Source organism: Pseudomonadota bacterium (genome assembly GCA_016927275.1).
In the GTDB taxonomy this organism is placed as follows: Bacteria; UBA10199; UBA10199; order 2-02-FULL-44-16; family JAAZCA01; genus JAFGMW01.
Map to the genome: position 1 here is coordinate 1 of JAFGMW010000011.1, position 23,995 is coordinate 23,995.

The window sequence follows — 23,995 nt, forward strand, 5'->3', positions numbered from 1 at the left end:
AAGCACCAATTACCAGGCACCAAATTCCAAACAAAACCATTTGATCATTGGGATTTGGTGCTTGGAATTTATTTGGAATTTGGGATTCGGTGCTTGGAATTTATTTGGAATTTGGGATTTGGTGCTTGGAATTTGTCGAATGGGGGTGATCCGACGACAGGACCCGAAGCCACCCTGCCCTTGTAATCCACGTCTGCCTTTGCTATGCATAAAAACTCAAAAGGAGGCTCCAGATGGCCGAGCGCGCGCTCGAAACGCTGCTGAAGCATCGGCCGAACAAGGTCTTCAGGAATCTCGGCACTGAGGAGCTCGTGGAGATCGCCCTCGAGAGGGGCGAGGGAAAGCTCGCCGCCAACGGGGCGCTGGTGACGCGCACGGGCGAGAGGTCGGGCCGCTCGCCCTTCGACCGCTTCATAGTCGAGGACCGATGGGCCCGAAGGAAGGTCGCCTGGAACAAGATAAACATGCCGGTCTCGCAGGAGATCTTCGACCGGCTCCTCGCCAGGGCGGTCGATTACCTCAAGGCCAGGGACAGGTTCGTATTTGACGGCTTTGCGGGCGCGGACCCTGAATACAGGATGCCGCTCAGGGTCGTCGCGGAGAAGGCCTGGCACGCGCTCTTCGCCCGGACACTCTTCATAAGGCCCACCGACGCCGAGCTGAGAGATCTCGATCCCGAGTTCACGGTGGTGGACGCGCTCGACCTCAAGATCGATCCGGCCGAGTTCGGCATACGCACCGGGACGTTCGTGGGCATATCGTTCGAGAAGAAGATCGTGCTCATAATCGCCTCCGGCTACGGCGGCGAGATCAAGAAGAGCATATTCTCGGTCATGAACGGGCTCCTCCCCGACAGGGGAGTGTTCCCGATGCACTGCTCCGCCAACGTGGGCAAGTCGGGCGACGTGGCGCTCTTCTTCGGCCTGTCCGGCACAGGCAAGACCACGCTCTCGGCCGATCCTGCGCGCAGGCTCATCGGCGACGACGAGCACGGCTGGGGAGGGCGCGGCGTGTTCAACTTCGAGGGCGGATGCTACGCCAAGGTGATCCGGCTCTCGAGGGAGGCGGAGCCGCAGATATACGGCGCCATAAGGTCCGGTTCGCTCCTCGAGAACGTGGTCATCGATCCGGCGAGCGGCGAGCCGGACTTCGATTCGGACGCAGTCACCGAGAACACCAGAGCCACATATCCGGTCGAGCACATACCCGGCTGCGTCATCCCGGGCGTGGGCGGGCATCCGAAGGACATCGTCTTCCTCACCTGCGACGCGTTCGGCGTCCTTCCCCCGATAGCGAAGCTCACGCCCGAGAGCGCGATGTACCACTTCCTCTCAGGCTACACCGCGAAGCTCGCCGGCACCGAGGTGGGGGTGCGCGACCCCGAGGCCACGTTCTCCACATGCTTCGGCGCACCCTTCATGCCCCTCGATCCCTCCATCTACGCGATGATGCTCGGGGAGAGGATATCGGAGCACGGTACCCGCTGCTGGCTAGTCAACAGCGGCTGGAGCGGGGGTCCGTTCGGAGTCGGCCGGAGGATGAAGATATCGCTCACCCGGGCGCTGCTGGCCGCGGCCCTGGACGGCAGCCTCTCCGAGGCCCGGTTCTTTGTCGATCCCGCATTCAACCTGCTGGTGCCGGGCTCCTGTCCGGGGGTGCCCTCGGATCTGCTCTCCCCGAGGAACACATGGCAGGACAAGGCTGCCTACGATTCCGCGGCGAAGCGGCTGGCGGCCCTTTTCAGGAAGAACTTCGAGCAGTACGCGGAGCGGGCCGGAGACTCCATAGCGGCCGCGGGCCCGAATCCGTGACGGATGACGGGCGGCGGGTCAGGGATGTTGACTGGAAGGGCCCCAGCGGTTAAACTGCTGCGGTTCCCCCGAAATCTGCGAGGTTGGCGATGAACGGCACTGCAGGCGACCACACCTACTACTGGCTCCACAGGCTCTACTCCCTCACAGGATTCGTGTTCGCCGCATCGTTCGTGCTCTTTTTCCTTGTCCCCTATTCGTCGATCTTCGGCGGCGACTTGGCATTCAACTCGTTCATGGCCAGGATCGACGCGGTTCCGCTGCTGGGCTGGGCGCAGTTCGCGCTGATCCTCGTGCCGCTCGTCTTCCACACCGCCATGGGCGTCATGATCGTCTACGGCTCGCAGATCAACGTGGTCTCCTACGGCTATTACAGGAACTGGATGTACGCCCTGCAGAGGCTGGCGGGGCTGGCCCTCATACCGTTCGTCTCATACCACATATATTCGGCGGAGCTCGCGCCCGCGGTCTCGGGCAGGGCTGTCACAGCGGGGCTCATGTTCTCCAGGCTCTCCTCCCCGTGGGTCAAGGGGCTCTATCTCGCGGGGGTCGCGTCCGCCGCCTTCTATTTCGGCAACGGGCTGGCGCACGCGTCGCGCAGCTGGGGGATCGCCGCGTCGAGGCGCTCAAGGGGGGCGTTCGTTATAGCGGGCTGGATGATTACCCTCCTTCTCGCGTTCTGGGGAGTGAAGCTGGTGCTCTCATTGCAGGGGTCTTGAAATGGCGGACGGCAAAAAGAGAGTGGTGGTGGTGGGCTCCGGGGTCTCGGGGATGAGCGCCTCGCTCTCCGCGATCGATCGCGGGGCGCATGTGACCCTCATATCGCATGGCAACCCGTACAGGTCCGGCTCCGCGTCGGTGCGCGATGGGGTGTCGGCCGCGATCGGTTCGGCCAGCGGTGATTCGCCCGCGATCCATGCCGAGGACACGCTGCGCTGCGGCGACTTTCTCGCCGGGCGCCCGGCGGTGGAGCGCATGTGCGGCAAGGCCCCGGAGGTCGCATGGCTCGCCTCCAGGTTCGGCATGGTCTTCGACCGCGCCGGCGACGGCGGGCCGAGGCTCTGGCGCGCTGCAGGCTCCACCTTCGCACGCACGATGCGCTCCGGCCGATCGACGGGCCAGAGGCTCCTGCGCGTCCTCGCGGGCCAGATCATGCGCGCTGGCGCTTCCGACAGGCTCGCCGCTTTCTTCGGCATGGAGTTCCTCTCGCTCGTGGTGGACGAGTCGGGCCGGGCGAGGGGGGTGGTGGCCCAGGACCTGCGCAACATGCAGATCAGGGCCTTTCCTGCCGACGCGGTGATAATCTGCACCGGCGGGTATCCGGCGATCTTCGGCAGGCACACCTCATCCTCTGTCAACGACGGCTCAGCCATGGTCTCCTGCTGGGAGCAGGGCGCCGCTCTGGCGAACCCCGAGTTCGTGGAGATATCGCCGTTCTCGATCGCAGCGCCGGGCAAGCCCAGGTCCGTGCCCGACTCGGTGCTGTCCTGCGGCGGCGTCTGGGTGGAGAGGGACGGCAGGCCGTGGCGCTTCCTCGAGGAGATGCACCCTGCGCACGGGGGGGCCGTGCCTGCCGACGTTGCGCTCCGCTCTCTCATCCGGGCCTGCTCCGAGGCGGGTGTGCGAACATATTCCGCTAGGCTCGATCTCACGAATCTCGACCATGAGACGATCTCCGGCCGGATGCCCTTCATCGTCGACATATGCGACGACCTCGGCATCGATCCGACCTGTGAGACCATAGAGACGACCCCGGCGGTCAGAAACTCTCTGGGCGGCCTGTGGGTGAGGCCGGACCACTCCGCTTCGATCGAAGGGCTCTACGCCGCAGGGAGCGCCTGCTGCCTTTATCACGGCGCGTGCGCCCTCGGCGGCAACCGGCTTCCGGCCTCGGTGCACGGCGGCCTCGTGGCGGGCGCTTCCGCTGCGGAGGCCGCGGGTTCGCGCGACGATGGCGCGCCGGAGGCCCCGCAGTCCCTGCTCGCTCATGCGGTCGAGCGTGAGACGGACAACGTGGCAAGGATCTCCGCGAAGCAGGGCGGAGAGAACGCATGGGCGATCTCGACCGAGCTCGGTGCGCTGCTCTTCGACAAGGCGCTGCTTGTGAAGGACGACGAGGAGCTGGCGCGCGCGGCCGGGAGGGTCGCCGAGCTCACAGAGAGGCTCTCCAGGGCGCAGCTGATCGACCGCTCGGAGTGGTCGAACGCCGAGCTTTCGCTGCACAGGAGGCTCGAGCGCAGGCTCGCCCTGGCGGGGATCTACATCCGTGCATCGATCGCCAGGCAGGAGAGCAGGGGCTTCCATAGGAAGCCCTCCTCGCCGGAGCGGGACGACAGGAAGTGGGCGGCGACCACAAGGGTGCTGCGCAGCAAGGGCGAGCCGGTCCTGGATCACGCCGAGCGCCTCTCGTGCGAGCCGGGACGGAGGGAATACTAGATGCCGACTCTCCTTCTCAAGATAAAACGCCAGGACGACCCGATGGACCTCCCGTACTGGGAGATATTCGAGGTGAGCACCGCGCCGGGGATGACGGTCGCCGACGCGCTGGCGACGATCCGGTCCCGGCCGGTGACGGGCGACGGCAACCCCACGACCCCGGTGCTCTGGGACCACTCGTGCGGCGAGGGGCTGTGCGGCTCCTGCACGATGATCGTCAACGGCAGGGTGAGGCAGGCGTGCAGGGTGGGGCTCGATGAGTTCGACGGCCCGGTGACGCTGGAGCCGCTCTCGAAGTTTCCGGTGGTGCGCGACCTGAGGGTCGACCGCGACACGATGCTGGAAGCCGTGGTGAAACACAGCTGCTGGACCGGGGCCGACGGGCTCGCCCCCCGCGAGGGGAGGGTCGAGCACGACGTCGAGGAGGAGCGCTTCTCGGTCTATCTAGACTGCGTGCTCTGCGGCGCCTGCAGCGAGGCGTGCCCGCAGGTCAACGCGCGCTCGGCATTTGCGGGCGCGTTCGTCTTCAGCCACGTCCTTCCGCTCAACCGGGCCCAGGCAGGCAGGGAGCTTGCCCCGCAGAGGCTCTCGGCGCTGGCGGGCAGGGGCGGGGTGGCCGACTGCTCGGGCGCCGAGAACTGCGAGAGGGCTTGCCCCAGGGGCATCCCTCTGGTAAAGGGCTCTGCGGTGCTCTCCTGGGACGTGGCGGTCAGCACGCTGGCTCGCTTCTTCAGGGAATAGAGCGAAATGAGGCGACAAAAACCGGTCGCTCTGCAGACGGGGAGGTTTTCGATGAGAAGGACGATGGGTGTGTTCGGGCTGTTTCTCGCGCTGCTCATGGTCTCCGCTTCCGGGTGCGAGAAGATGCACGAGGCCGCCGTGACGGAGGGTGCGGAGGATGCGCAGGCCGTCGCGCAGCAGGAGGGGGTGGAGATGCCGGCGCCCACGCAGGTCGCGCTCGCGACGGTGGTGATAAACGGCGTCCCGTTTTCCGCCGAGATCGCCACGACCGACGAGGAGAAGGCGAAGGGGCTCTCGGGCCGCGAGTCGCTGCCTCAGAACAGCGGCATGTGGTTCGTCTTCGAGAGGCCTGTCACTGAGCGCTTCTGGATGCAGGGGATGGAGATCCCGCTGGACCTCATCTTCATCGACGAGGAGATGAAGGTGGTCCACGTCTTCGAGAACGCGGTGCCGGGCTCCACCGAGCTCATATCTTCGCCGACCCCCTTCATGTACGTGCTCGAGGTCAACGGCGGAATCGCCTCTAAGAACGGGATCAAGGCCGGCGACCAGGTCGAGAAGAGGATCGGCGTTCAGTAGGCCCTTCTGATCTCCGCGTCCGCATAGTAGAACCTGAGTATCTGCTCATAGGCCGAGCCCTGGTCCGCCATGCCCTTGGCCCCCCACTGGCACATCCCCACCCCGTGGCCGTAGCCGCGTCCGACGAACGATATCGCGTTCCCCTCGAGTTTCACGTCGAACCATGTGCTGCGTATGCGCGAGTAGCCGAACATGGACCTGATGTCCGTGGCCCTTATCGCGTCGATGCCCCCGTCGTGCTCGACGATCATCTGATCGACCCTTGGGGAGTCCATCTCCGGCCGTATCGAAACTCCCTGCAGGGTCCCGACCCTGATGCCGTTTTTTTCCAGCTTCTGCCTGAATTCGGTCAGCGGGATCTTCTCGCTCCACGACCTTTTGGGCGAGCGTTCGCAGAAGCGGTCCTCTACCTGCGGGGGGCCCCATGCGCCGTCCCACACGTTGTGAGCGTGCTCGGTGAGCCCTCCGCAGCAGCTGTGGTAGTAGGAGGGGAAGACCGCCCCTCCGCGCATGAGCACCATGCCCCTGGTGGCATCCACCGCCTGCCTCGCGCTCTCCGCCTCGCGGCCCACCCCCTCGTAGACCTGCGAGAGCACGGTGGCGGTCACGTCGTAGTCACGGGCCTTGGCCGCCTTATCGGCGTGGTGCAGGGCGTATGTGCGAGCGGCCACCGCCTGCGCCTTGTATGCCTCGATCGGCCATCCCGGATACATCTCGCTGCCCACCAGCCCCACCAGGTACTCTTCGAGAGGGAGGTGATTCACCGCGATGAGCACCCCTGCGGATTTCCATATCACCCTGATCTCGCCCCTGAATATCTTGCCGTCGATCTCGTACCTCTCCGTGCGGTTTTTCAGCGAGGCCGCCGTCCCGATCTCCGTGCCTTCGAAGATGAGCCCCCGGGGGCCCGCAGTCATGATGGCGCTTTGTCTCGCCGGCCCGGGCTTCGCCATGTGCGCATCGCCCGACGAGAGGGCCAGCGGCGTGCCCACCCCTTTCACCTCGATCCTCTGCGATTCGAGGATGAGCACCCTGATGCCGGGGGGCGGGAGGGCCTGCGATGCCTGCGACATGAAGATCATCGCAGCGGCAAGGGCTATGGACGCGATCTTCCTCATTCAGGGTAATATAGAGAAACCGGGCCCGACAGGCAAGCTAGATAATTGATAAAACAGGGGAATTTTCTCCAAAGAACTTAGCAACTTCTTGTGCCTGCCGCCGATACACTATATGGGAGGCCGCAGGCAGTGGATCGGCATGCGTTTCAGCCGGCCCGCCGGCCTTCTCAAGGGTGACGATTTGCGTATCAACTTGGAAAAGGGGTGGGGGTGGGGCCTTTCGATCCCGGCCAAGGTGGCGGCGGCGACCGGTGCGGCATACGCATCGGTCTGGCTGGCGGAGCTGGCCCTCGCGCACTACGGCCTTGTCGATCAAACCTCTACCCTCTTCGGGGTCGGCGTCACCGCCATATTCACCTTCATTGAGGCGGCCGCGATAGCGGCGGCAGCGACCTTGTCGATCTACCGCTTCCTCGAGCGGCCGCTCGTCTCGCTCAGGCGCGCGATGCTGCGCGCCGAGAGGGGCGACTTCCTCATCAGGGCGCCGGTCGCCGCAGAGGACGAGATCGGGGACCTGTCGCGATCGTTCAACAGGATGCTGACCAGGATCACCGATCTGTCTGCGCAGAACATCCAGTCGGAGCAGGACCACATCATGGCCGCCGAGCAGGAGAGGCTGCGCCGCAGCCTCGAGGAGAAGGGCGCGATAATCGAGCGCACGAACAGGATGCTCGAGCAGTTCGTGAAGGACCTGTCGCTCATCTACGAGATAGGGCAGGAGGTCAACTCGATCATCGACCTCGACAGGCTCTACGCCACCATCGCGGCTACGCTGCGCAAGCATCTCAAGGTCAACGAGTTCGCGCTCATGGTGTTCGACGAGAAGGCCGAGGAGCTGCAGATCAAGGCCGCCTTCGGATTCAAAAACCCCGAGGCGGTGGCCGGCATGGTGTTCCGCAAGGGCGAGGGGATATCGGGGCTGGCCGCTCAGTCGGGCAAGAAGATATACATCAAGGACACGAGCAGGGAGGACCGCTTCCTCAACTACAAGGGGGAGAGGCCCGACGAGCCCTCCTCGTTCCTCTCGCTCCCGCTGATCTACAAGGATGAGGTCCTGGGGGTGATCAACTTCGGCAGGCGCGGCGTCTCCAGCTTCACGTACCAGGACGTGCAGATGCTCTCGCTGACCGCGGGGCAGATATCCCTGGCGATCGCCAACGCCAGGCTCTACACGCGCACGCGCGAGTTGACCGTGAAGGACGAGCTCACCGGCATCAACAACCGCCGCCACTTCCAGAACATGCTGCAGATGGAGTGGAAGCGCGCCATCCGATTCCACAGGCCGCTATCGCTCATCATGGTCGACGTCGATTTCTTCAAGGACTACAACGACACCTTCGGCCACCTGCAGGGAGACCAGGTGCTCAGGCAGATCGGCGGGGTGCTCCGCCGCAACCTCCGCGAGGTGGACACCGTGGCCCGCTTCGGCGGCGAGGAGTTCGTGCTCCTGCTGCCGGACACCGACAAGCGCGGCGCGATAGCGGTGGCCGAGAAGGTCAGGCTCCTCGTGGAGGGCCACAGGTTCGCCACGCCGGAGCATAAGGAGACGAGGTCCATCACCATCTCGGCCGGCATAGCGACGTACCCGGACGACGTGGAGGAGATGGACGACCTCATCGATCACGCCGATATCGCGCTCTACCGGGCCAAGGAGAACGGCCGCAACCGCATAGAGTGCTACAAGGCGCTGGAGCAGGCAAGCCGAGAGGACGAGCTTCCGGAGCAGATTGCGCCGGAGGAACCCGCGGTCGAGGACAAGCCGAAGTTGCTGCAGTAGGTTCTTTCGAACTTCGCGTTATATTTCACGACATCGTGGAGATGCTGTCCGAGAGGGAGTCGATCTCCCTGCAGAGCCCCCTGCGCATGGCCGCTATCACGTCCCGCTCGTCCCTGGCGGCGCAGAGGGTCGCGATCGAGCCCTCCTGCGAGAGCATCGATATGAGCGCGAGCTGGACGAGCCTGGGGTCCTCCTTCGCCTTCATCTCCTCGTTGTAGAAGTTGCAGACGAGGTTGCTCACGTGCGGTACGGCCATGAGCTGCGAGAAGCTCCCGCTGCACGCCACCTGTGCCCAGAGGGTCTCGTCGGAGGCGCCGCGCGCCTTGAGCGATGAGATCTCCGCGTGAATCGCCGACATCCTTCTCATTATGTCGTCGAGCAGCGCAGGCCTCTTCGCGCCGGAGGCGGGCGTGAAGATCGCGGCGAAGCGGTCGGCCATGTACTCTGCGCTGCACCTCATGTTCGCCAGCTCCGCCTCCACGTCGTCGGGCTCCATGCCCCTGGGCACCCTGCCCGACGAGGCCATGCGCTCGATCTCCCTCACCCCCGCCCTCAGCGACTCGACGTCCTTGGCGATCATGCCCTCGCTGATCTTGAGCATGGACTCCATCCTGGCCCTGTAGGGCTCGGCGGGATCGAGCTTCGAGAGCGCATCCTTGAGCGCGGCCAGGGCGTCGAGGTTCTTGGGGTCCAGCTCCACCGCGGTGATGGCGTGGGCTATCGACGGCTCCGACGAGCCTTCGGCCAGGCCTCGGGCCGCCAGTTCCGCCTCGGAGGCGGAGCGCACGATGTCGCTCCTCTCCATCACGAGCCTCGAGTCCCACCCGATCCTCCACAAAAAGCTCCCCTTGCCGGATTTGACCACCAGCGCCGGCGCGCCGTGCGACTTGAGCTGCGCGTTGATCTTCGCGGCCATGATCTCGAAGAGCCTCTGCGGGTGCGACTGGATCTCGCCTGCCTTCCATCCGAACAGGGCGTAGCCCCACAGGCAATGGAGCGCGGGCCTGCCGGCCGCGGCGGACCGGACCATGTGCTCGAGCAGCCTGCGGGCCTGCCTGTTGTTGTCGAAGCGGACCCTCTCCCCGCGTATTGCGAGAGAGCCGTCCCACCCTATCTCGAACGAGCCGATTCTCCTCTCGTCGCCCGGTTTCCTCGGGGCGTGTCTGACGAGCTCCGCCTTGAGCGCCGAGGCGCGTTCGCCGAGAGAGGCCACCTCTCTCCTGAGCCTGGCCACCTCCTCGCCCTGTTCTTCGCCCCTGCGTGCGAGGAGCAGCGCCTTCCCCTCGAGCACCGAGCGCTCGGCGCAGATGCGGTTCAGCTCCGCCGACCTCTCTTCGCAGAGCCTGCCCGCCTCGCGCATCCTCCTGCGCGAGAGGGCGGTGACCGCCGCCGCCGCCGCCATCAGCGCCGCTATGCCCGCCGCCGCAAGGGGCGCGGCCCGCCTGGCCTGCGAGACAAAGAGCTTCCTGCGGAGGTTCGACGCCACGTTCTGGACGGTGGCGACGAGCATCTCGTCCGGCACGCCCTGGGCGATGTCGCGCCAGATGTGCCAGAGGTGCGTTCGGATGAGGTCGTTCTCAACGACGGAACCCCAGTCCGGTATGCTGGGGTAGGAGTGACCCGCCTCCAGGCCCCGGCGAAAGACCTCCTCGCCGTCGCTCAAAAACCCCTCCATGGCTTCGCGCCTCGCCGGCAGAAAGTTGGTCGCCCTCGCGTAGCTGCGCTGAACCTCCGGCGAGGCGAAGTGGCGGACCAGCTCCACGGCGCGGTCGAAGTTGCCGCGCCCATCGCTCGCGGCCGTTATCGCCAGGTGCGAGCCGCCCACGAAGGGGTGGGAGCCGCCCGGGCCGGCGGGCGGAAGAGTCACGCCGAATCTCCTCCGCCAGCCGTCGCCCATCCTTGTGATTATCCACGTGCCGGCGATGTGCGCCGCGTACTCGCCGTCGATGAATCTCTTGTCGAGGACCTCCTGGGTGACATTCGGGAACTCCATGCACCCGGCTGAGGAGAGGGAGTTGAGGTACCTCACCGCCTCTTTCGTCTCCGCGCCGTCGAGCGCGACCCTGTGTGAGTTGAAGGGCCCGAAGCGCCCAGGTCGTATGATCTCCCCGCCTGCGCTCCATATCCATGGCGCCAGGTTGTGCAGCAGGTTCCAGTTCTGCGACAAGGGCACTCCGATCAGCGGCCGGCCGGGCGCCGCAGCTTCACAGGCGTCGCGGAATCCGTCCCAGGTCGCCAGCGGTTCCGGCGAACCTATGATCTTTTTATTGTAGAACAGAAGCCGCGCGTCCACGAACCACGGCACCGCGAAGAGGCCCTCGCTGCCGAAGGGGGCGGCGCTGGATGCGGACGGCGGGAAGAACTCCTGCGTGTCGAAGAGCCCTGAGAGATCGGCCAGTATCCCCATGTCGGCGAAGGTCGCGGTCCACGTTGAGCCGATCTGCACGACGTCGGGCGCCGCGGCCGGATCCCCCGACTCGAGCGCCGCGACCGTCCGGCTGTATGCGTCGTCCCAGCGCAGGAACTCGAGCGCGATATCCTCTTCGCCCGGGTGCGAGCGCTGGAAGTCGATCAGCTCCTCTATGAACGCATTGCGGCCTATTATGTAGATGCCGAGCGGGTACTGGGATTCGATCGGCGCCTCGAGGTTCCTCAGGCTGTTCTCGATCATGATTCCGTGCTCGCTCCTCAACGTCTCCAGCGACTGCGCGAGCCTCTCGGGCGTCACCTCGACGTAGGGCTCGGTCGGCTCGTTGTGCATCACCCATATCCTGAGGGGGCGGGCGCCGGCCTCGAGGGGCAACGCGGCGAGGAACGCTGCGGCGATCGCTAGGATGGTGAGGGGAAGCCTCATCGAGTGTCTCCTCAAACGGCCTGTGGCAGGTATAGTCCGGCACGACCCCTGCCCGCAAGCGGTCCGGATCTGTTTTCGCATTGCAGCCGATTTTGGTGCGCGTTTTTTTCACAGGCCGCCGCGCCCGATTTATTATTCTTATTTGTCAATATGTTAGACGACAACGGCTCAGGGGGCAGAGCACCGTTTCGAAACGTTTCCGGACATAGGGGCAAAGGGGTCATCGATACGGAGGTCGTCCATGTCAGATATCGATCTCGCCAGAAGAGTCACCGCCGCCTACGCGGATGGGCTCGACGGGCTCACCGAGGCCGATTGCCGGGACCTAGTGGAGGAGGGGGGGGTAAGCGAATCCCAGTGCGGAGTTCTCATGGATGAGCTCAACAGGGACTATGCCGGTTATGATCTGAGTTCGCGATTCAGCGAGGCCGGGCTGTCAGATGCCTTTATAGGGGAGCTTCTGGGAGAAAACGGGGAGAGGGCCTTCTATCGAAGGGCGAGGTGGCTCGCCGACAATTACTCGAAATGCCCACTCAATGACCCTGCTGAATGCAAAGAGTGGAAGCCCTCTGTGATCCACAACCTCGGGAGTATTCATCTGATTTTTTCGGAGAATCCGGTCCGCCCCCTTATCAGGAAGGCGCTCAGTGATAAAAGCAGCCCTGAAGTGCGAAGGGCTGCCCTCTATGCCGCAGATTATCTTCACGGCGTGTGCGACATTCCGGCGTTTGCCTCGTTCCTTAGCGATGGCGACTCATGGATCCGTGATCTTGCGGTGCAGCGCATCGGTGAGAACTTGTCAATGGGCTGCGGCGATTCGAGTCTGGCTTACAAGCGGCTCATCGCAGTCCTGCAAAACGAAGAGGAGATCGGGGTTCGTGCCTCGGCGCTGGCCGCCCTGGCGCATATGGGAGCGCATGCCTGGAGGGCCGTACCCTATCTGCTGAAGCTGGTCCGGACCACGGAGAACGGGGACGCGCGTTTCTTCGGCGATTTGTCGCATGCCCTTATGAGCATTGCATGCGGCAGGGCCATGCCGGCTTTGATAGCGGGGATGAAGGATGAGAGTGCCGCCGTCAGATCGGCTGCTCTTGATGCGGTTGCGTGCATAGAGGTGAAAAGGGAAAAAAATGAATTCGAGTCCGCCGTCTTGTTCGCCAGGATCGGGCGCGGCAGGGAAAAGACCTATGCCGTTCCCGACATAGAGCGAGCCGTCGCTCCGGCTGTACCCGTTTTGATCGGGCTTCTGGACGAGGGAGACGTGCAGACGCGAGAAAGGGCCATCGAGGCGCTCGGCAGGATAGGGAAAACGTCGGCCCCGGCGGTGCAGAAGATCTCCTATTATTTCAAAAACGACGACCCGTGGGTTCGCCAGACCGCCGCGGTTGCCCTGGCCAGGATCGGGACCGACGAGTCCTTTCTTGCGCTTGCCGAATCGATGCATGAGTGGGGACTCGATTTTGGAGTCTGGCTCTTGTCGACGAGCGGCGTAGAAAATCTGGGAGAAGAAACAGCCAACAAGGCCGCCGTACTTTTCGCCGGAATGCTGGACAGCGAAGAAAGGGATCGCAGGCTGCTCGCGGCCCTGGCGCTTGTAAAGCTCAAGGCGGAGGAGAGAAAGGCGCTTTCCCTGCTCATCAAGGCGCTGGAGGAGGAAAGATCGGAATGGGAGCTGATGGCGTTGAAATCCTTCTTTTTAAAGGAGGTAGGAGAGATCGGGGCCGGCGCCGCTGAGGCGGTGCCCTTGCTCGTACGGATTTGGAAAAAGGGGGACATGTACACATCATCGATGCGCTCAACGACACTGAACCAGGCGTCAGGATATGTGCAGCCGGCGCGCTGGGTCGAATAGGCGCTCAGGCTGCCGAGGCCCTGCCGCATCTCGATGCGCTTCTTCGCGACAATTATCCTGAGGTGAGATCGGCGGCCAAACAGGCTCGGAAAGCAATAAAGCATGCAATCAAAAAAGAGCGAGGCGCCTGACGTCCGGCAGGCCCAGTATGCATCGTGAAGTCATTAAGGAGTCTTTGGCGCCTTAAATAACAATATGGATGAAAAAAAGGAGGGAGTCCGATGATAAAACCGGTTTTGTTATCCGCGACATTCAATGCGCCTGTGGTTGGAAGAGGCGTTTCCCCTGCTGGGATGAGTTCGACAGGGGCGCCCTCGCGCTGCGGTTTTGTGCCTTCTGCGGCGTATGCGCCTTCAGCCTCAGACAATTTCGCCGCATCGAGTGCATCGGGGCGATTTGCCGGAGACATAGAGGCGTATGCCGCAGTCACAGTTAACTCTGAGGGCAGCGCTCTGGCTTCCGGCCGCTCCGCCTCCCCAGTTGGCGGTTTCGGCGCAGGCGGGATTGGCGGCGATGGTTCAGGCGGCAAGAAGGTCGGAGATCGCATGGACGCTTTTCTTGCATCGCTAACGAACATAGGCCTTCGTCTCCGCCAATCTCTTACCCCGAAAATGTTTGGCGTGACAAGCCGGGGGAGCGTGGCTTCGGTGCCGGCGCTGATCATGTCGCTCAAGGACAGCGATTTGAGCGTGCGCCGTTCGGCTGCGGAGGCGCTGGGCAGCATCGGCGCGCCGGCGGTGCCTTTCCTCATAGGGGCCTTCCAGGACGCCGAAAGCGATTTTGGCGTGCGAAGTGCAGCCGCCTACGGGCTGGGCGTTAGCGGTTCAGCTGCAGGATCGGCGGTCTATCTCCTTGGCGGCGCGCTCAAGGATAGAAATCAGTATGTGCGATATTCATCCGCCTGGGCTCTGGGCAGCATAGGTTTTAAGGCTGCCGCGCCTGCGCTGACCGAGGCGCTAAAGGACAGCGATTTGTACGTGCGATGTGCCGCCGCGTGGGCTCTGGGACAACTCGGCTCAACCCATGAAAGCGTGGTGCCGGTGCTGATAGAGGCATTGAACGATCATTTCTCCCCTCTCGAGGAGCGGATCCATGCCGTTCATTGCGCAGCAGCCGAGGCGCTCCGCAAGATCGGCACCGCCGCAGTCCCGGCGCTCGTAGAGGAGCTTAAGAATAGCGACCGTTATTATAGCCGCCATGCAGTCGTCAGGTTGCTGGGCGAAATTGGTTCCGAGACTGCCGTGCCTGTGCTCACTGCGGCGCTAAAGGACGCTGACGTCGCTATCCGCGATGCAGCTGCCGGGGCGCTCGGCGAGATCGGCCCTGAGGCAAAGGCAGCTGTCCCTGCGCTGGTCGCTGCGCTGAAGGAAGAGGTATGGTGCGTCCGCGCCGCAGCCGCCGGGGCGCTCGGCCATGTCGACCCTGGGGCGAAGGAGGCGATAAAGGGGCTGATCGCTGCGCTGAAGGATAAGGACAGTGATGTCAGCGGGTCAGCTGCACGGGCGCTCAGCAGAATCGGCCCTGCTGCTGTTCCCGCGCTGATCGCTGCGCTGAAGGACGAGGAAAGCGATGCCCGAGTGGAAGCCGCCTTTATCCTCAGCGAGATTGGCCCTGAAGCGAAGGAGGCGGTCCCAGCGCTGATCGATGCGCTGGAGGATGTGGAAGGCGGTGTAAGGGCAGAGGCCGCAAGGGCGCTCGAAAGTATCACGGGTCCGGTAGGGACCGATAAGCCCGCTCTCATCGGAGTGCTCTTGGACAATGGCCGCCGTGTCCTACAAAGAGCTGCCGACGCCTTTGCGAAGGCAGGTCCTGTTCTTAAGTCCGAGGGGGGAAGATATGGGCGAATGGAATGAAAGCTCGGGCGGAAGGCGAGTGTGGGACCTCGATTCGCTCAGGGCTGCGCTTTGGCACGATGATCCGAGGGTGAGGGCGCAGGCGGCCCGCGCGATAGGCTACATGGGGCCGGAGGCGGCCGAGGCGGCTCCGGACCTGGTGAGGATGGTCGCTGCGGACAGGGGAGGGGAGGACGCTCTCAATGCTCTGCGCGAGATCGGGGAGGCGGCGGTGCCGCACATCATGAATCTTCTCAAGAGTGAGGAGACGCTGAGCAAGTCGGTCGCAGAGGCTCTTCGGGCGATAGCCCGCTCTGCGAACGGTCGTGGCGAACGATGACGCCGGAGGAGGGCACATGTCAGACATAGGAATCGAGCAGGGAGGCGCACAGGGGGATATCTCGGCAGGGCGCGTCCATTTTTCTTCGGGGAGCGGCCATGGCGACACCTGTCCGCCAAATCTGGCGGGCGAGGCCTCCGTGGGCTACGACCCGACAGTTGTTCCGGACGGAACGCGGACGCGGATATTCACTTCGACAGCGGAATATTCCTTCTATCTGGTCGGCAGCAGAGACGACGGCAGGCGGTACGGGTGTTTTGGGAGGTGGGTGGGATGCTATTTCGCTGCAGGGATGGCGCCGAGAAAGGTGCCCGCATCGAAGAGGGAATCGTATCCGGTGCCTGTTGTCTCGGGGGTGGGCTTCAAATACGGCAGGGCGCCGAACGGACTCAACCGGGCCACCCACATGGAGGTGAAGGTCCTGCCTGACACCGACGCATATCTCATATGGGAGATATACGATGCCGACGGGCCCGGCGTGAGCGTTTTGAAATCAAAGGACAGGAAAAACAAGTGGCTTCCTCGGAGCGATGTGGACCTCTTCAAATCCAGGGTGCCTGTGGCCGCATCGAGGGCATGGCAGACCCTCTATCTGTCCCTGGCGAGATTTGTGGACTGGAACCGCAAAAGGTCCGGATGCGAATCCGAGGTCAGGGGCGTCAACGAGGACGTGGGGGACGGGGTCCTCAATCTGGACGAGGGCGACAGCTTTCAGGTCCAGGCCCTGCTCGAGGCAAAGGGCTACGATGAATCCGCATCGGCGTATATCTACCCGCATGTGAAATTCGTGAGATACGAATAAGTCCTATGCGGCGCACCGCAACCGAACGACTGAATCTGAGGGAGGTCCGCATGTCCAACATCGGTTTTGCGGGCAAGCTCTACGACGTGTTCGTGAGGGAGCCGGTCAGCTTCTGGACCGGGAAAGACGCGAAGGAGGTGAGGCCGATCGACGCGCTGCCGCTCTACGTCGGCGCGGCGCTCTGGCCGCTCGCCGTCATAGGGATCGCAGGCTGCGACGAAACCGGGGATCAGGAGTACGGTTGCGATGAGGGCGAGACGCGGAGCTCCTATTCTGGCCCGAATGAAACGAAGAATACCGGCATCTGCCAGGATCAGATCGAAGAGTGCGCAGGGGGGGTCTGGCAGGTTGTGCAGGAGGAGGTCTGCCCTTCGCAGGAAATCTACACAAACGAAATCGACGACAACTGCAACGGATACGTGGACGAGATCGAAGTGCACGGAGAAGCGGTCTATGAGTCGACATACGATTGCGATCTGGCGCCCGACTAAGTGCGCATCACGGGAGGGGCCACATTCACTCTGTACTGTCAAAGCGCCGTCGTCGATACCGAGGAGATCCTGATAGATGAGATGTCGACGATGAAAATAATCTCCGACATCTGCTCCGATGATTACTGGGACGGCAGTGAAGGTCTTGGATCATACGACGGCGGTGGCGGCGAAGGCGGGCCGGCTGTCGGGGTCGGAGGCGCCGGGGGCAATGGCGGCTATACGGGCATGGGCGGATCGGGAAGTGAGCCGTACGGATCGGCTGAGGATTTTATTGCTGTGCCCGGTTCGTGCGGCGGCAGTGGAGGCGGGCCGTTCGGGGCTGCCGGCGGGATCGGAGGCGGTGCGCTGACATTGATCGCAGACACGGCGAATATCAAAGGGAAGATTCATGCAGAAGGCGGAGACGGGGAGGATGCGCCTTATGACGACGGCGGAGGGGGTGGGGGGCCGGCCGGCTCGGTCGTGATCATGACCGACATTCTAAATGTCGTCCTCGCCTCCACGCTGTTCTCAGTTCGTGGAGGTGCCGGAGGAAACGGCGGAACGGGATATGCCGGAGGGGGAGGCGGGGGCGGGGGCGGGGGAGGCAGCGTTGAATTGAACTTCAATCAGGCCACCATACAGAGCCTGGGCACATACTATCCGAATACGTTTGCCGAGTTCGCAACTCTTATGAAGGATTTCGGGTGCTTCGAAGTCTCGGGCGGCCCCGGAGGCCCCGGAGGCAACGGCGGCAAAGCGGGCCAGCCCGGCCAGCCGGGCGCGGTGAACGAGTCCATCCCGTAGGTTGAGCGCGGCCGGGGAAAGGTCACCATGTCGATCAATATCATGAGCAACTCCGGATGGCTTACCGCGCCCTCGTGCATGTGCCAGGCGATGGCGGCCGCTCACGGGCTTGCCCTTCTCGGCAAGGCCTCCTGCAAGGACGGCTTCGTACCGTACGACGATGCCGGTCACCTGACGCGCCATCGAGCCGTGTCGATCGATGTCGTCTCGAGCGCAGCCCTGGGCAGACATGTGCGCGCGTTCGGGGGGGACGTCCCCTCCCGCTTTCGCCGCAGGCACCTCGTCGATCGCATCGAGGCCGACCTGAGGGATGCAAGGGGGCGGATCGCGGACGGCGCGTACGCCGAGGCGATACCGATCCTCCAAAAGAGGGTCTCCGATCTGGAGGCCGAGGCGGCGAAGGGGACGATGCTGTGCGGCCGCTGGCTCTCCTACCTCTACTCGGCGAGGGTGATGCTCAAGGCGGCAGAGCGCCACGATCGGATGTTCAGGGAGGGCAGCGGGAAGAGCTCGGTCCAGGTGCTCCTGATCGATTCGGGCGGAGAGCGGGTCCTTTTGCAGAGGAGGGGGTTGTTCAAGAGGCTCTTCCCCGACACGTACACGGTCTCCGCCAATGCGAAGCCTGCGCCGGGGGAGGAGGCGAAGCCGGCTGCGGCCAAAGCCGTGAAGACGGAGGTCGGGATCGAGATCGACCCCGCCCGCTTCGAGATGATCGGAGAGGAGCGCGGCCACGAAAATTATCTCGTGAGCTTCGACTTCCACGCATTTTCGAAGGCGGAGGAGGCGGCGCTCGAGTCTGCCCTTTCAGAGATGGAGATGCCCCGCGGCATACGCATGAACTACAACATCCTGAAGAGATCGCTGACCGTGCTGACGACCGATCCGGAAGTTTCGCGGGACGAGGTGAGGCGCACCGCCGATTCGATCGCGGAGAGGACCGGCGTCAGGCACATCCACCCGGTGTTCGATCGGGACAGGAACAGCCTCATGGTGTGCAGGCTGACGAAGGGGGAGGAGGCGCTGGTCCGCGCGAACGCGGCGGAGAATATTGCGCGCAAGGGGAAGGCGCTCGCGGGCTTGGGCGGAGGGGTCGACGGGGAGATGCTGCTGGCGATCGATTCCGACGATATGAGCTTCGTCCACTGGCTGGGAGTCCGCCGCATGTTCAAGTCGCATCCGCATGAGTTCGCCCTCGACCTCGCGGGGCCCTGCTTGGGCTCCGACTCAGTCTGGGAGGCGATGGAGATGGGCCTTCCCGACGTCATCCGCGCCTGCGACCCCGCGGCCGCGCTGCCGTTCGTCTCGGGCGGCAAGGGCTCCAACACCCACTTCCTGCTCGAGCTTGCCGGAAAGATCCCCGGCCTCTCGATCCCGGAGACCTCGGTGATCCCCGCGGGCGTCTTCAGGAGGATCGTCTTCGACGATCCCGAGATCCGCGGGCAGATCGAGCTGCTGGATCGGGCGCGCTCCCGCGAGAGAAAGCGCGAGATCGCAGCGGGGATAAGGGAGCGGATAGGGAGGATCGAGCTCCCCGAGGATGTCTCCCTGGCGCTGGAGGAGGAGTTTCGAAGGCTCGGCGGCGACGTCGCGGTGAGGAGCTCGGCGAACTCCGAGGACATGGGCAGGCACATGGCCGCGGGCCAGGCCGACTCCTTCATGCATCAGATCACCGTGGAGGGTGTGATTCAGAGCGTGCTCAAGGTCTGGCAGAGCCTCTACTCGGACGGCTTCGTGCAGTACAGGGAGTCCATCGGCTTTTCCCACTCCGAGGCGAGGATGGCGGTCCTCCTGCAGGAGTTCGTAAGCCCCAAAGCCGCGGGGGTCGTAGTGACGTTCGACCAGGGGACCGGGCGCCCGATCTATCGCGTGACCGCTCAGCCGGGGCACGGGGAGGGCGTGGTGGAGGGGGTGGGCGCGGCGGACAGGTGGCTCGTGGGCCTGACCGGCGAGGAGATACTGGAGAAGGAGATAGCGAAGAAGCGGGTGCGGTTCGTCGAGGATGCTCACGGTGGCCTCAGGCGCGAGTCGGTCTCGATAGGCGATCCTTCGCTCGAGGACGGTGAGGTCTTAAGGCTTGTCGAAATCGCGAAGGGGGTCCACCGCGCTTATCGCGAGGCGGAAAGGGCCGATCACGTCGACATCGAGTACTTGGTGGACGGGGACGGAAGGATCGTCATCGTCCAGGCGCGCCCGAAGGCGTCCGGCATCGAAATTGATAAGCGGGGCAACAAGGTCTTGAGATACACGACGATAGACACGGAGCGGATCCCGCCCGGCTCCGTCGCGGACTCTTTTTACGACCGCGCCCAGGTCGCCTATCCGGGCGTGGCGATCGGCCGTCTCCAGGTCCTGCACGGCACGTCCGCAGACGCCACTCGCGGGTCGATACTCCTGGCGCATCACACCAACAACGAGTTCAACGGGGTGTTCGCGTCGTTTCCGGGCATCATAACCACGGACGGCGATACGACATCGCACGCGGGCCAGCACGCCTTCGAGAAGAGGATACCCTGCATAGTGGGGGCCAGGGGCGCCTTCGGACTGATGGAGCGATATGACGGGGAGGTCATAACGTTCGACGCATCTGCGAAGATGTTCGTGCTGGGCGCCTGTCCGCTCAAGGAGGTCGAGGCGGTCCTCTCCGTATGGCATGCGGACGAGGCCGCTGTGCGCACGGCCGAGTCGCGGAAGGACAGGCACGAGATATTCAGGCCCTGGGGGGAGAGCAAGGAAAAGAGGGGCCGGGTGTTCGTCGAGGACCTCGAGGGCCACTGGAGGCGGCGGTCGAACGCCTACGGTCGCTTCCAGCTCGATTACTATTACAGGGCGTGGGATGTTCTGACCGAGACGCTCGAGTCCATGTTCGCCGGCCGCAGCCCCTGGAAACTCGAGGCGCAGCAGAGGGCCATAAAGGCGGAGGAGGACGGGAGCTACCTCTGGCACGCGGTGCGGGAGGACGATCCCCGAAACATCTACCGCTGGCTCACCGGCGTCGCCAGCTTCGGGATCGCCGACTGCGAGAGGCTCTTCGAGGCCAGGTGGAACGGGTTCAGAAAGTTCGCGGATTTCATGGGCCGGGTGAGTTCGATAGATCGGAGCAACGTCTCCGGGGTCGTGGACAACCTGATCGAGATCTTCTCGTGGATGCACTTCGGCTTCTGGCTGGATTCTGTTGTGGACGGCCTCGCATCGAGGCAGCTGAGGCATATAAGCGACGACGGCGCCTTTCACAGCATGCTCAGGAGCGAGGCGGTCGCGGGCCGCGAGGAAACCGAGTCGATAGACCCGCTTCGCCCCGACGTCCCGCCGGGCAGGGTGCTCTACCTCTCGCGCAACAAGGACAGGGAGATATACGCTGTCCTCGAGAGCATAAGGGAGAACCCGCTCGCCGTGCGCGCATTCGGTTCGTCCGATCCTGTCCGCATCCGCGAGGAGCTCATGGCCGCCGCGCCTGAGATATACCGGAAGATCGACGCATGGTCCATGCGATACAAGAGCGAGAAGGAGCACCTCGATCATCTGTCCGACACGGGAGAATATCTCAAGGATCTGAAGGAAAGGATCGAGAACGCGAGCGTCCCGTCCCCCGGAATGCTCGCCAACTTCTACAGGGCCTATATATCCAGGCACGGAAAGGGGAATGCGACGATCGGCGGCATCGGGGCGGCGGATCCGGAGTTCTATCTGATGCTCAGGGGGAGGGCCAGGCTCCTTGCCGCAAGGGCGTCCGATTCCGGCTGGTACGACATGTCCATGATGGAGCAGGGCGAGGCGTTGATCAAAATCGACGCCGCCGGTGTGGGGCGCTTCGTGGGCGACGCGCTGCGCGAGGTGGAGCAGGCGCATGCGCAGGAGGATGGGCCAAGGCAAAGCGCGAGGATGGCTCTCGACGCCTATCCCGAGCTCAAGAGGACGATGGCCCTCTACGAGATGCAGCTCGCCCTCAGGGAGGACGGGCACCATCTCATCGTGCCGCACCAGCGCCGCATCGCGAGGATGATGCTCGACGCAGCGGGGCCGTTCGTTCCATCCGTGCTCTCCAGGCCGCAGGACGTCTTTGAGATCGGCACGGACGAGTTCGCGGCGCTTCTCACCGAGGCCGATCCATCCTACATCAAGGCGACCTTCAGGCGAAACCGGATGCTCGAGGAGGCCGAGCTCGAGATGGTGAGGCAGTGGAGCGTCCGGGAGGAAGATCTGGCCGCGCTCACCGACAGGCCGTCGCAGCTCATCAGGGCGCTGGTGGATCGGGGATACCTCAACATCTACGGGGCGATGCAGGACAAGGCGGTCGCGATGAGGGACGCGGGCGACATGGCGCTCCCGGACGAATTTCAGCCCATCTCCTCCGAGGTCTATGAAGCGCTGAGGGGACGAGTCGCAGGCGTCCCTTCAAAGATCAAGGCGTACGCACTCGCAGTCGAGAGGGCCGCGGGTATCCTCAGGCGCCAGGAGGCCAGGGCGACACTGGGCAGGGCGAAAGGGCACTACAGGAGGGAGTCGGAGAGGCTGAAGGAGAGGGCGGAGCGCCTCCTGCGGCTCGCAGACCGCATCGCCCAGACCTCGGAGTCGCTGTGATGCCGCTCACGCCTTCGCGGTCGAGCAGCAGCCGTAGTTGTCCGGTATGTGGTACTCGCGGGGCCCTCCCTCGCGCACGCCGTAGTCCTTGACCGCGATCTGCGGCAGCGAGGGGTCGGCGGGGAAGCGCTTCTTCCGGTCCGCAGAGGAGTGCGGCGAGCCGCTCTCCTTATACTCGCACAGCTTGGTGGTCTGCTCCTTCTCCTCAACGCGCGCCCTGTAATAGGGGCCCGAGTTGTAGGTGCAGAACGGGTACATCCTCCCGTCCGGCGCCGACTGGTGGATGACGCAGCGCCGCACGCGCTCGCAGTCGTAGTTGTACCTGTCCTGGAAGTGCATGCCCGCCACGAAGATAGTGTTGTAGCTGTATTTCTTTTCAGCCTCCGGCCGCCTCCCCCTCTCCGTGTCCTTGTAGCCGTCCATGACGCCGAGCAGCCTCCGGAATGTGAGCCCGGTGGGCGCCCTCTTCTGGTCGAAGTGTTTGCGCACTATGCGCAGCGCCCTGGCCCCTCCCATGAGGTCGGCGGAGCGCGCGATGCCGAGCGAGCTGAGGAGCTTGTACCAGGTCCTGCGCCTGCGGGCGGAGAGCTTTTCGGAGAGCGCCTGCAGGTCGCAAAGCGCCCCGCGCATGTCGAAGAACTCCGGCAGGGCCTTGACCTCGTTCTTGTCCTCGGGATTGATGAAGAGGTACCCGCCGCCGCCGCAGTCCGGGTGGCACGAGACGAAGAACGCGGGCTCTCCGGAGAGCGCCTCGGAGATGCGCGAGAGGGGCTGCGTGCACCCCAGCCCGAACCAGTTCGCGCGCGGCATCGTGCCGCCGGTCTGCTCCTCGACGTCGAGGGCGAGGTGGGTGATCGTGTATCGCTGCTGCATCCTGTCCTTCTCCGCGATGCGGCCGGTGAAGCACACCGGCTGGAAGCTGATGCCGGTGACCACGTCGGAGTTGTCGCAGGCGAAGCGCACGATCGCGCCGACCTGGTCGTCGTTTATCCCCCTTATCACGGTGGGAACCAGCACGATCCGGAGGCCGACCTTGCGGCAGACCTCAACGACCTGCAGCTTCATCTCGAGGCAGTCCTCTGCGCGGGTCTTCTTGTAGACGTCGCGCGTCACGCCGTCGAACTGCAGGTAGAGCGAGTCGAGCCCCGCTTCGCGGCAGCGGCGCGCGAAGTCGAGGTCGGAGATGTTCTTGCCGTTGGTGGCGATCTGGATGTGGCCGAACCCCATCTCCTTGGCCATCGCGACGATCTCGATGAAGTCAGGGTGTATGGTCGGCTCTCCGCCCGAGAACTGGATGACCTTGCACGGCACCGGCCTGCGGTCGCGCAGGGTCTTGAGCATCATCCGCACATCTTCCACGGACGGCTCGGTGACGTATCCCATGGCGTTGGCGTTGGCGAAGCAGACCGGGCACGTCATGTCGCAGCGGTTGGTGAGGTCGATGTTGGACATCGCGGTGTGCGAATGGTGCATGTTGCACAGCCCGCAGTTTTCGGGGCACGACTTCCCCGGCTCCGCCTGGACGAGCGGGTTTGTGATCCCCCTCTGGTCGCCGAAGCGGAAGGTGAACATGCTCATGTAGAAATCGACGTCGGGAGAGATCAGCTCGCGGAAGTAGCCGTGCTCGGCGCACTCCTTCTCCATGAAGACCGCCTTGCCCTCGCAGAACTTGCGCGCACGGATCACCTTGCCGCACTCCGGGCAGAGCGAGTCGGTCCAGTAGGGGAGCGTCCAGGGGACCTCCCTGATCGGGTGGCCCGAGTAGGTCATCTTCGGCTGGCAGCGGTTCATGAACGCGGGCCGGCTCTCGCCCCGCACCACCTTCGTCCCGTCCCTGCCCATATTCGTCTCCCTCTCGATCGCGGGCTCGGCCGCCCCGCCCATCCCCGGCTTCGGATTCATCTTTTCACCCTCCCTGCGTTTCGGTCGTTGGAAACGTTATAAATGTCTGATATTTAAGGCCTTTTGAAGATGCGCCGGGGTACCAGAAAGGGG

The 23,995-nt window shown here is 63.9% G+C and carries 18 protein-coding genes; 15 read left to right on the top strand and 3 right to left on the bottom strand.

Features of this window, described 5'->3' with window-relative positions; genetic code table 11:
* The 6 genes from JXA24_00505 to JXA24_00530 form a co-directional block, all read left to right on the top strand.
* Positions 1-186 (top strand): hypothetical protein (locus JXA24_00505; GenBank protein ID MBN1282236.1); only part of this gene is annotated, 186 nt, incomplete at its 5' end.
* Between the two features lie 47 nt (positions 187-233).
* Positions 234-1,811, top strand: a complete 1,578-nt coding sequence (gene pckA, locus JXA24_00510; GenBank protein MBN1282237.1) for a phosphoenolpyruvate carboxykinase (ATP) — start codon at positions 234-236, stop codon at positions 1,809-1,811.
* An 89-nt stretch (positions 1,812-1,900) separates the two neighbouring features.
* On the top strand, positions 1,901-2,530 hold the full coding sequence (locus JXA24_00515) for a hypothetical protein (protein MBN1282238.1): 630 nt from the start codon (positions 1,901-1,903) through the stop codon (positions 2,528-2,530).
* Position 2,531: 1 nt separating this feature from the next.
* Positions 2,532-4,247 (top strand): FAD-binding protein, encoded by a 1,716-nt coding sequence (locus tag JXA24_00520; protein MBN1282239.1) that lies wholly within the window; start codon positions 2,532-2,534, stop codon positions 4,245-4,247.
* On the top strand, positions 4,248-4,988 hold the full coding sequence (locus JXA24_00525) for a 4Fe-4S dicluster domain-containing protein (GenBank protein MBN1282240.1): 741 nt from the start codon (positions 4,248-4,250) through the stop codon (positions 4,986-4,988). It abuts the gene before it with no gap.
* A gap of 51 nt (positions 4,989-5,039) precedes the next feature.
* Positions 5,040-5,567, top strand: a complete 528-nt coding sequence (locus tag JXA24_00530) for a DUF192 domain-containing protein (protein MBN1282241.1) — start codon at positions 5,040-5,042, stop codon at positions 5,565-5,567.
* Here the strand turns inward: JXA24_00530 and JXA24_00535 are convergent.
* On the bottom strand, positions 5,561-6,685 hold the full coding sequence (locus JXA24_00535; GenBank protein MBN1282242.1) for a SpoIID/LytB domain-containing protein: 1,125 nt from the start codon (positions 6,683-6,685) through the stop codon (positions 5,561-5,563). The two genes, JXA24_00530 and JXA24_00535, sit on opposite strands and share 7 nt — an antisense overlap.
* Before the next feature lie 181 nt (positions 6,686-6,866).
* Here JXA24_00535 and JXA24_00540 point away from each other — a divergent pair, with 181 nt between their 5' ends.
* Positions 6,867-8,462, top strand: a complete 1,596-nt coding sequence (locus JXA24_00540; GenBank protein ID MBN1282243.1) for a diguanylate cyclase — start codon at positions 6,867-6,869, stop codon at positions 8,460-8,462.
* 25 nt (positions 8,463-8,487) lie between these two features.
* Here the strand turns inward: JXA24_00540 and JXA24_00545 are convergent, their stop codons facing one another.
* Positions 8,488-11,316 (bottom strand): extracellular solute-binding protein, encoded by a 2,829-nt coding sequence (locus JXA24_00545; GenBank protein ID MBN1282244.1) that lies wholly within the window; start codon positions 11,314-11,316, stop codon positions 8,488-8,490.
* A gap of 241 nt (positions 11,317-11,557) precedes the next feature.
* Here JXA24_00545 and JXA24_00550 point away from each other — a divergent pair, with 241 nt between their 5' ends.
* The 8 genes from JXA24_00550 (at position 11,558) to JXA24_00585 (ending at position 22,000) form a co-directional block, all read left to right on the top strand.
* Positions 11,558-13,168: a HEAT repeat domain-containing protein gene (locus JXA24_00550; protein ID MBN1282245.1), complete on the top strand. Its 1,611-nt coding sequence runs from the start codon at positions 11,558-11,560 to the stop codon at positions 13,166-13,168.
* Entirely contained in the window at positions 13,075-13,299 is a 225-nt protein-coding gene (locus tag JXA24_00555; protein MBN1282246.1) for a HEAT repeat domain-containing protein, read from the top strand. Before JXA24_00550 ends, JXA24_00555 begins: the two co-directional genes overlap by 94 nt.
* A 414-nt stretch (positions 13,300-13,713) precedes the next feature.
* Complete coding sequence (locus tag JXA24_00560) at positions 13,714-15,021, top strand: HEAT repeat domain-containing protein (protein MBN1282247.1); 1,308 nt, start codon at positions 13,714-13,716, stop codon at positions 15,019-15,021.
* On the top strand, positions 15,005-15,340 hold the full coding sequence (locus JXA24_00565; protein MBN1282248.1) for a hypothetical protein: 336 nt from the start codon (positions 15,005-15,007) through the stop codon (positions 15,338-15,340). Before JXA24_00560 ends, JXA24_00565 begins: the two co-directional genes overlap by 17 nt.
* Positions 15,341-15,356: 16 nt before the next feature.
* Positions 15,357-16,142 carry a hypothetical protein gene (locus JXA24_00570; GenBank protein MBN1282249.1) on the top strand — a complete coding sequence of 262 codons (786 nt, stop codon included), beginning with the start codon at positions 15,357-15,359 and terminating at the stop codon, positions 16,140-16,142.
* Between the two features lie 50 nt (positions 16,143-16,192).
* Positions 16,193-16,633: a hypothetical protein gene (locus JXA24_00575; protein MBN1282250.1), complete on the top strand. Its 441-nt coding sequence runs from the start codon at positions 16,193-16,195 to the stop codon at positions 16,631-16,633.
* Between the two features lie 81 nt (positions 16,634-16,714).
* Positions 16,715-17,422 (top strand): hypothetical protein, encoded by a 708-nt coding sequence (locus tag JXA24_00580; GenBank protein ID MBN1282251.1) that lies wholly within the window; start codon positions 16,715-16,717, stop codon positions 17,420-17,422.
* Between the two features lie 27 nt (positions 17,423-17,449).
* Complete coding sequence (locus JXA24_00585; GenBank protein MBN1282252.1) at positions 17,450-22,000, top strand: hypothetical protein; 4,551 nt, start codon at positions 17,450-17,452, stop codon at positions 21,998-22,000.
* A 6-nt stretch (positions 22,001-22,006) separates the two neighbouring features.
* Here JXA24_00585 and JXA24_00590 read toward each other — a convergent pair whose 3' ends face one another.
* Positions 22,007-23,902 carry a radical SAM protein gene (locus JXA24_00590; protein MBN1282253.1) on the bottom strand — a complete coding sequence of 632 codons (1,896 nt, stop codon included), beginning with the start codon at positions 23,900-23,902 and terminating at the stop codon, positions 22,007-22,009.
* Between the last annotated feature and the right edge of the window lie 93 nt (positions 23,903-23,995).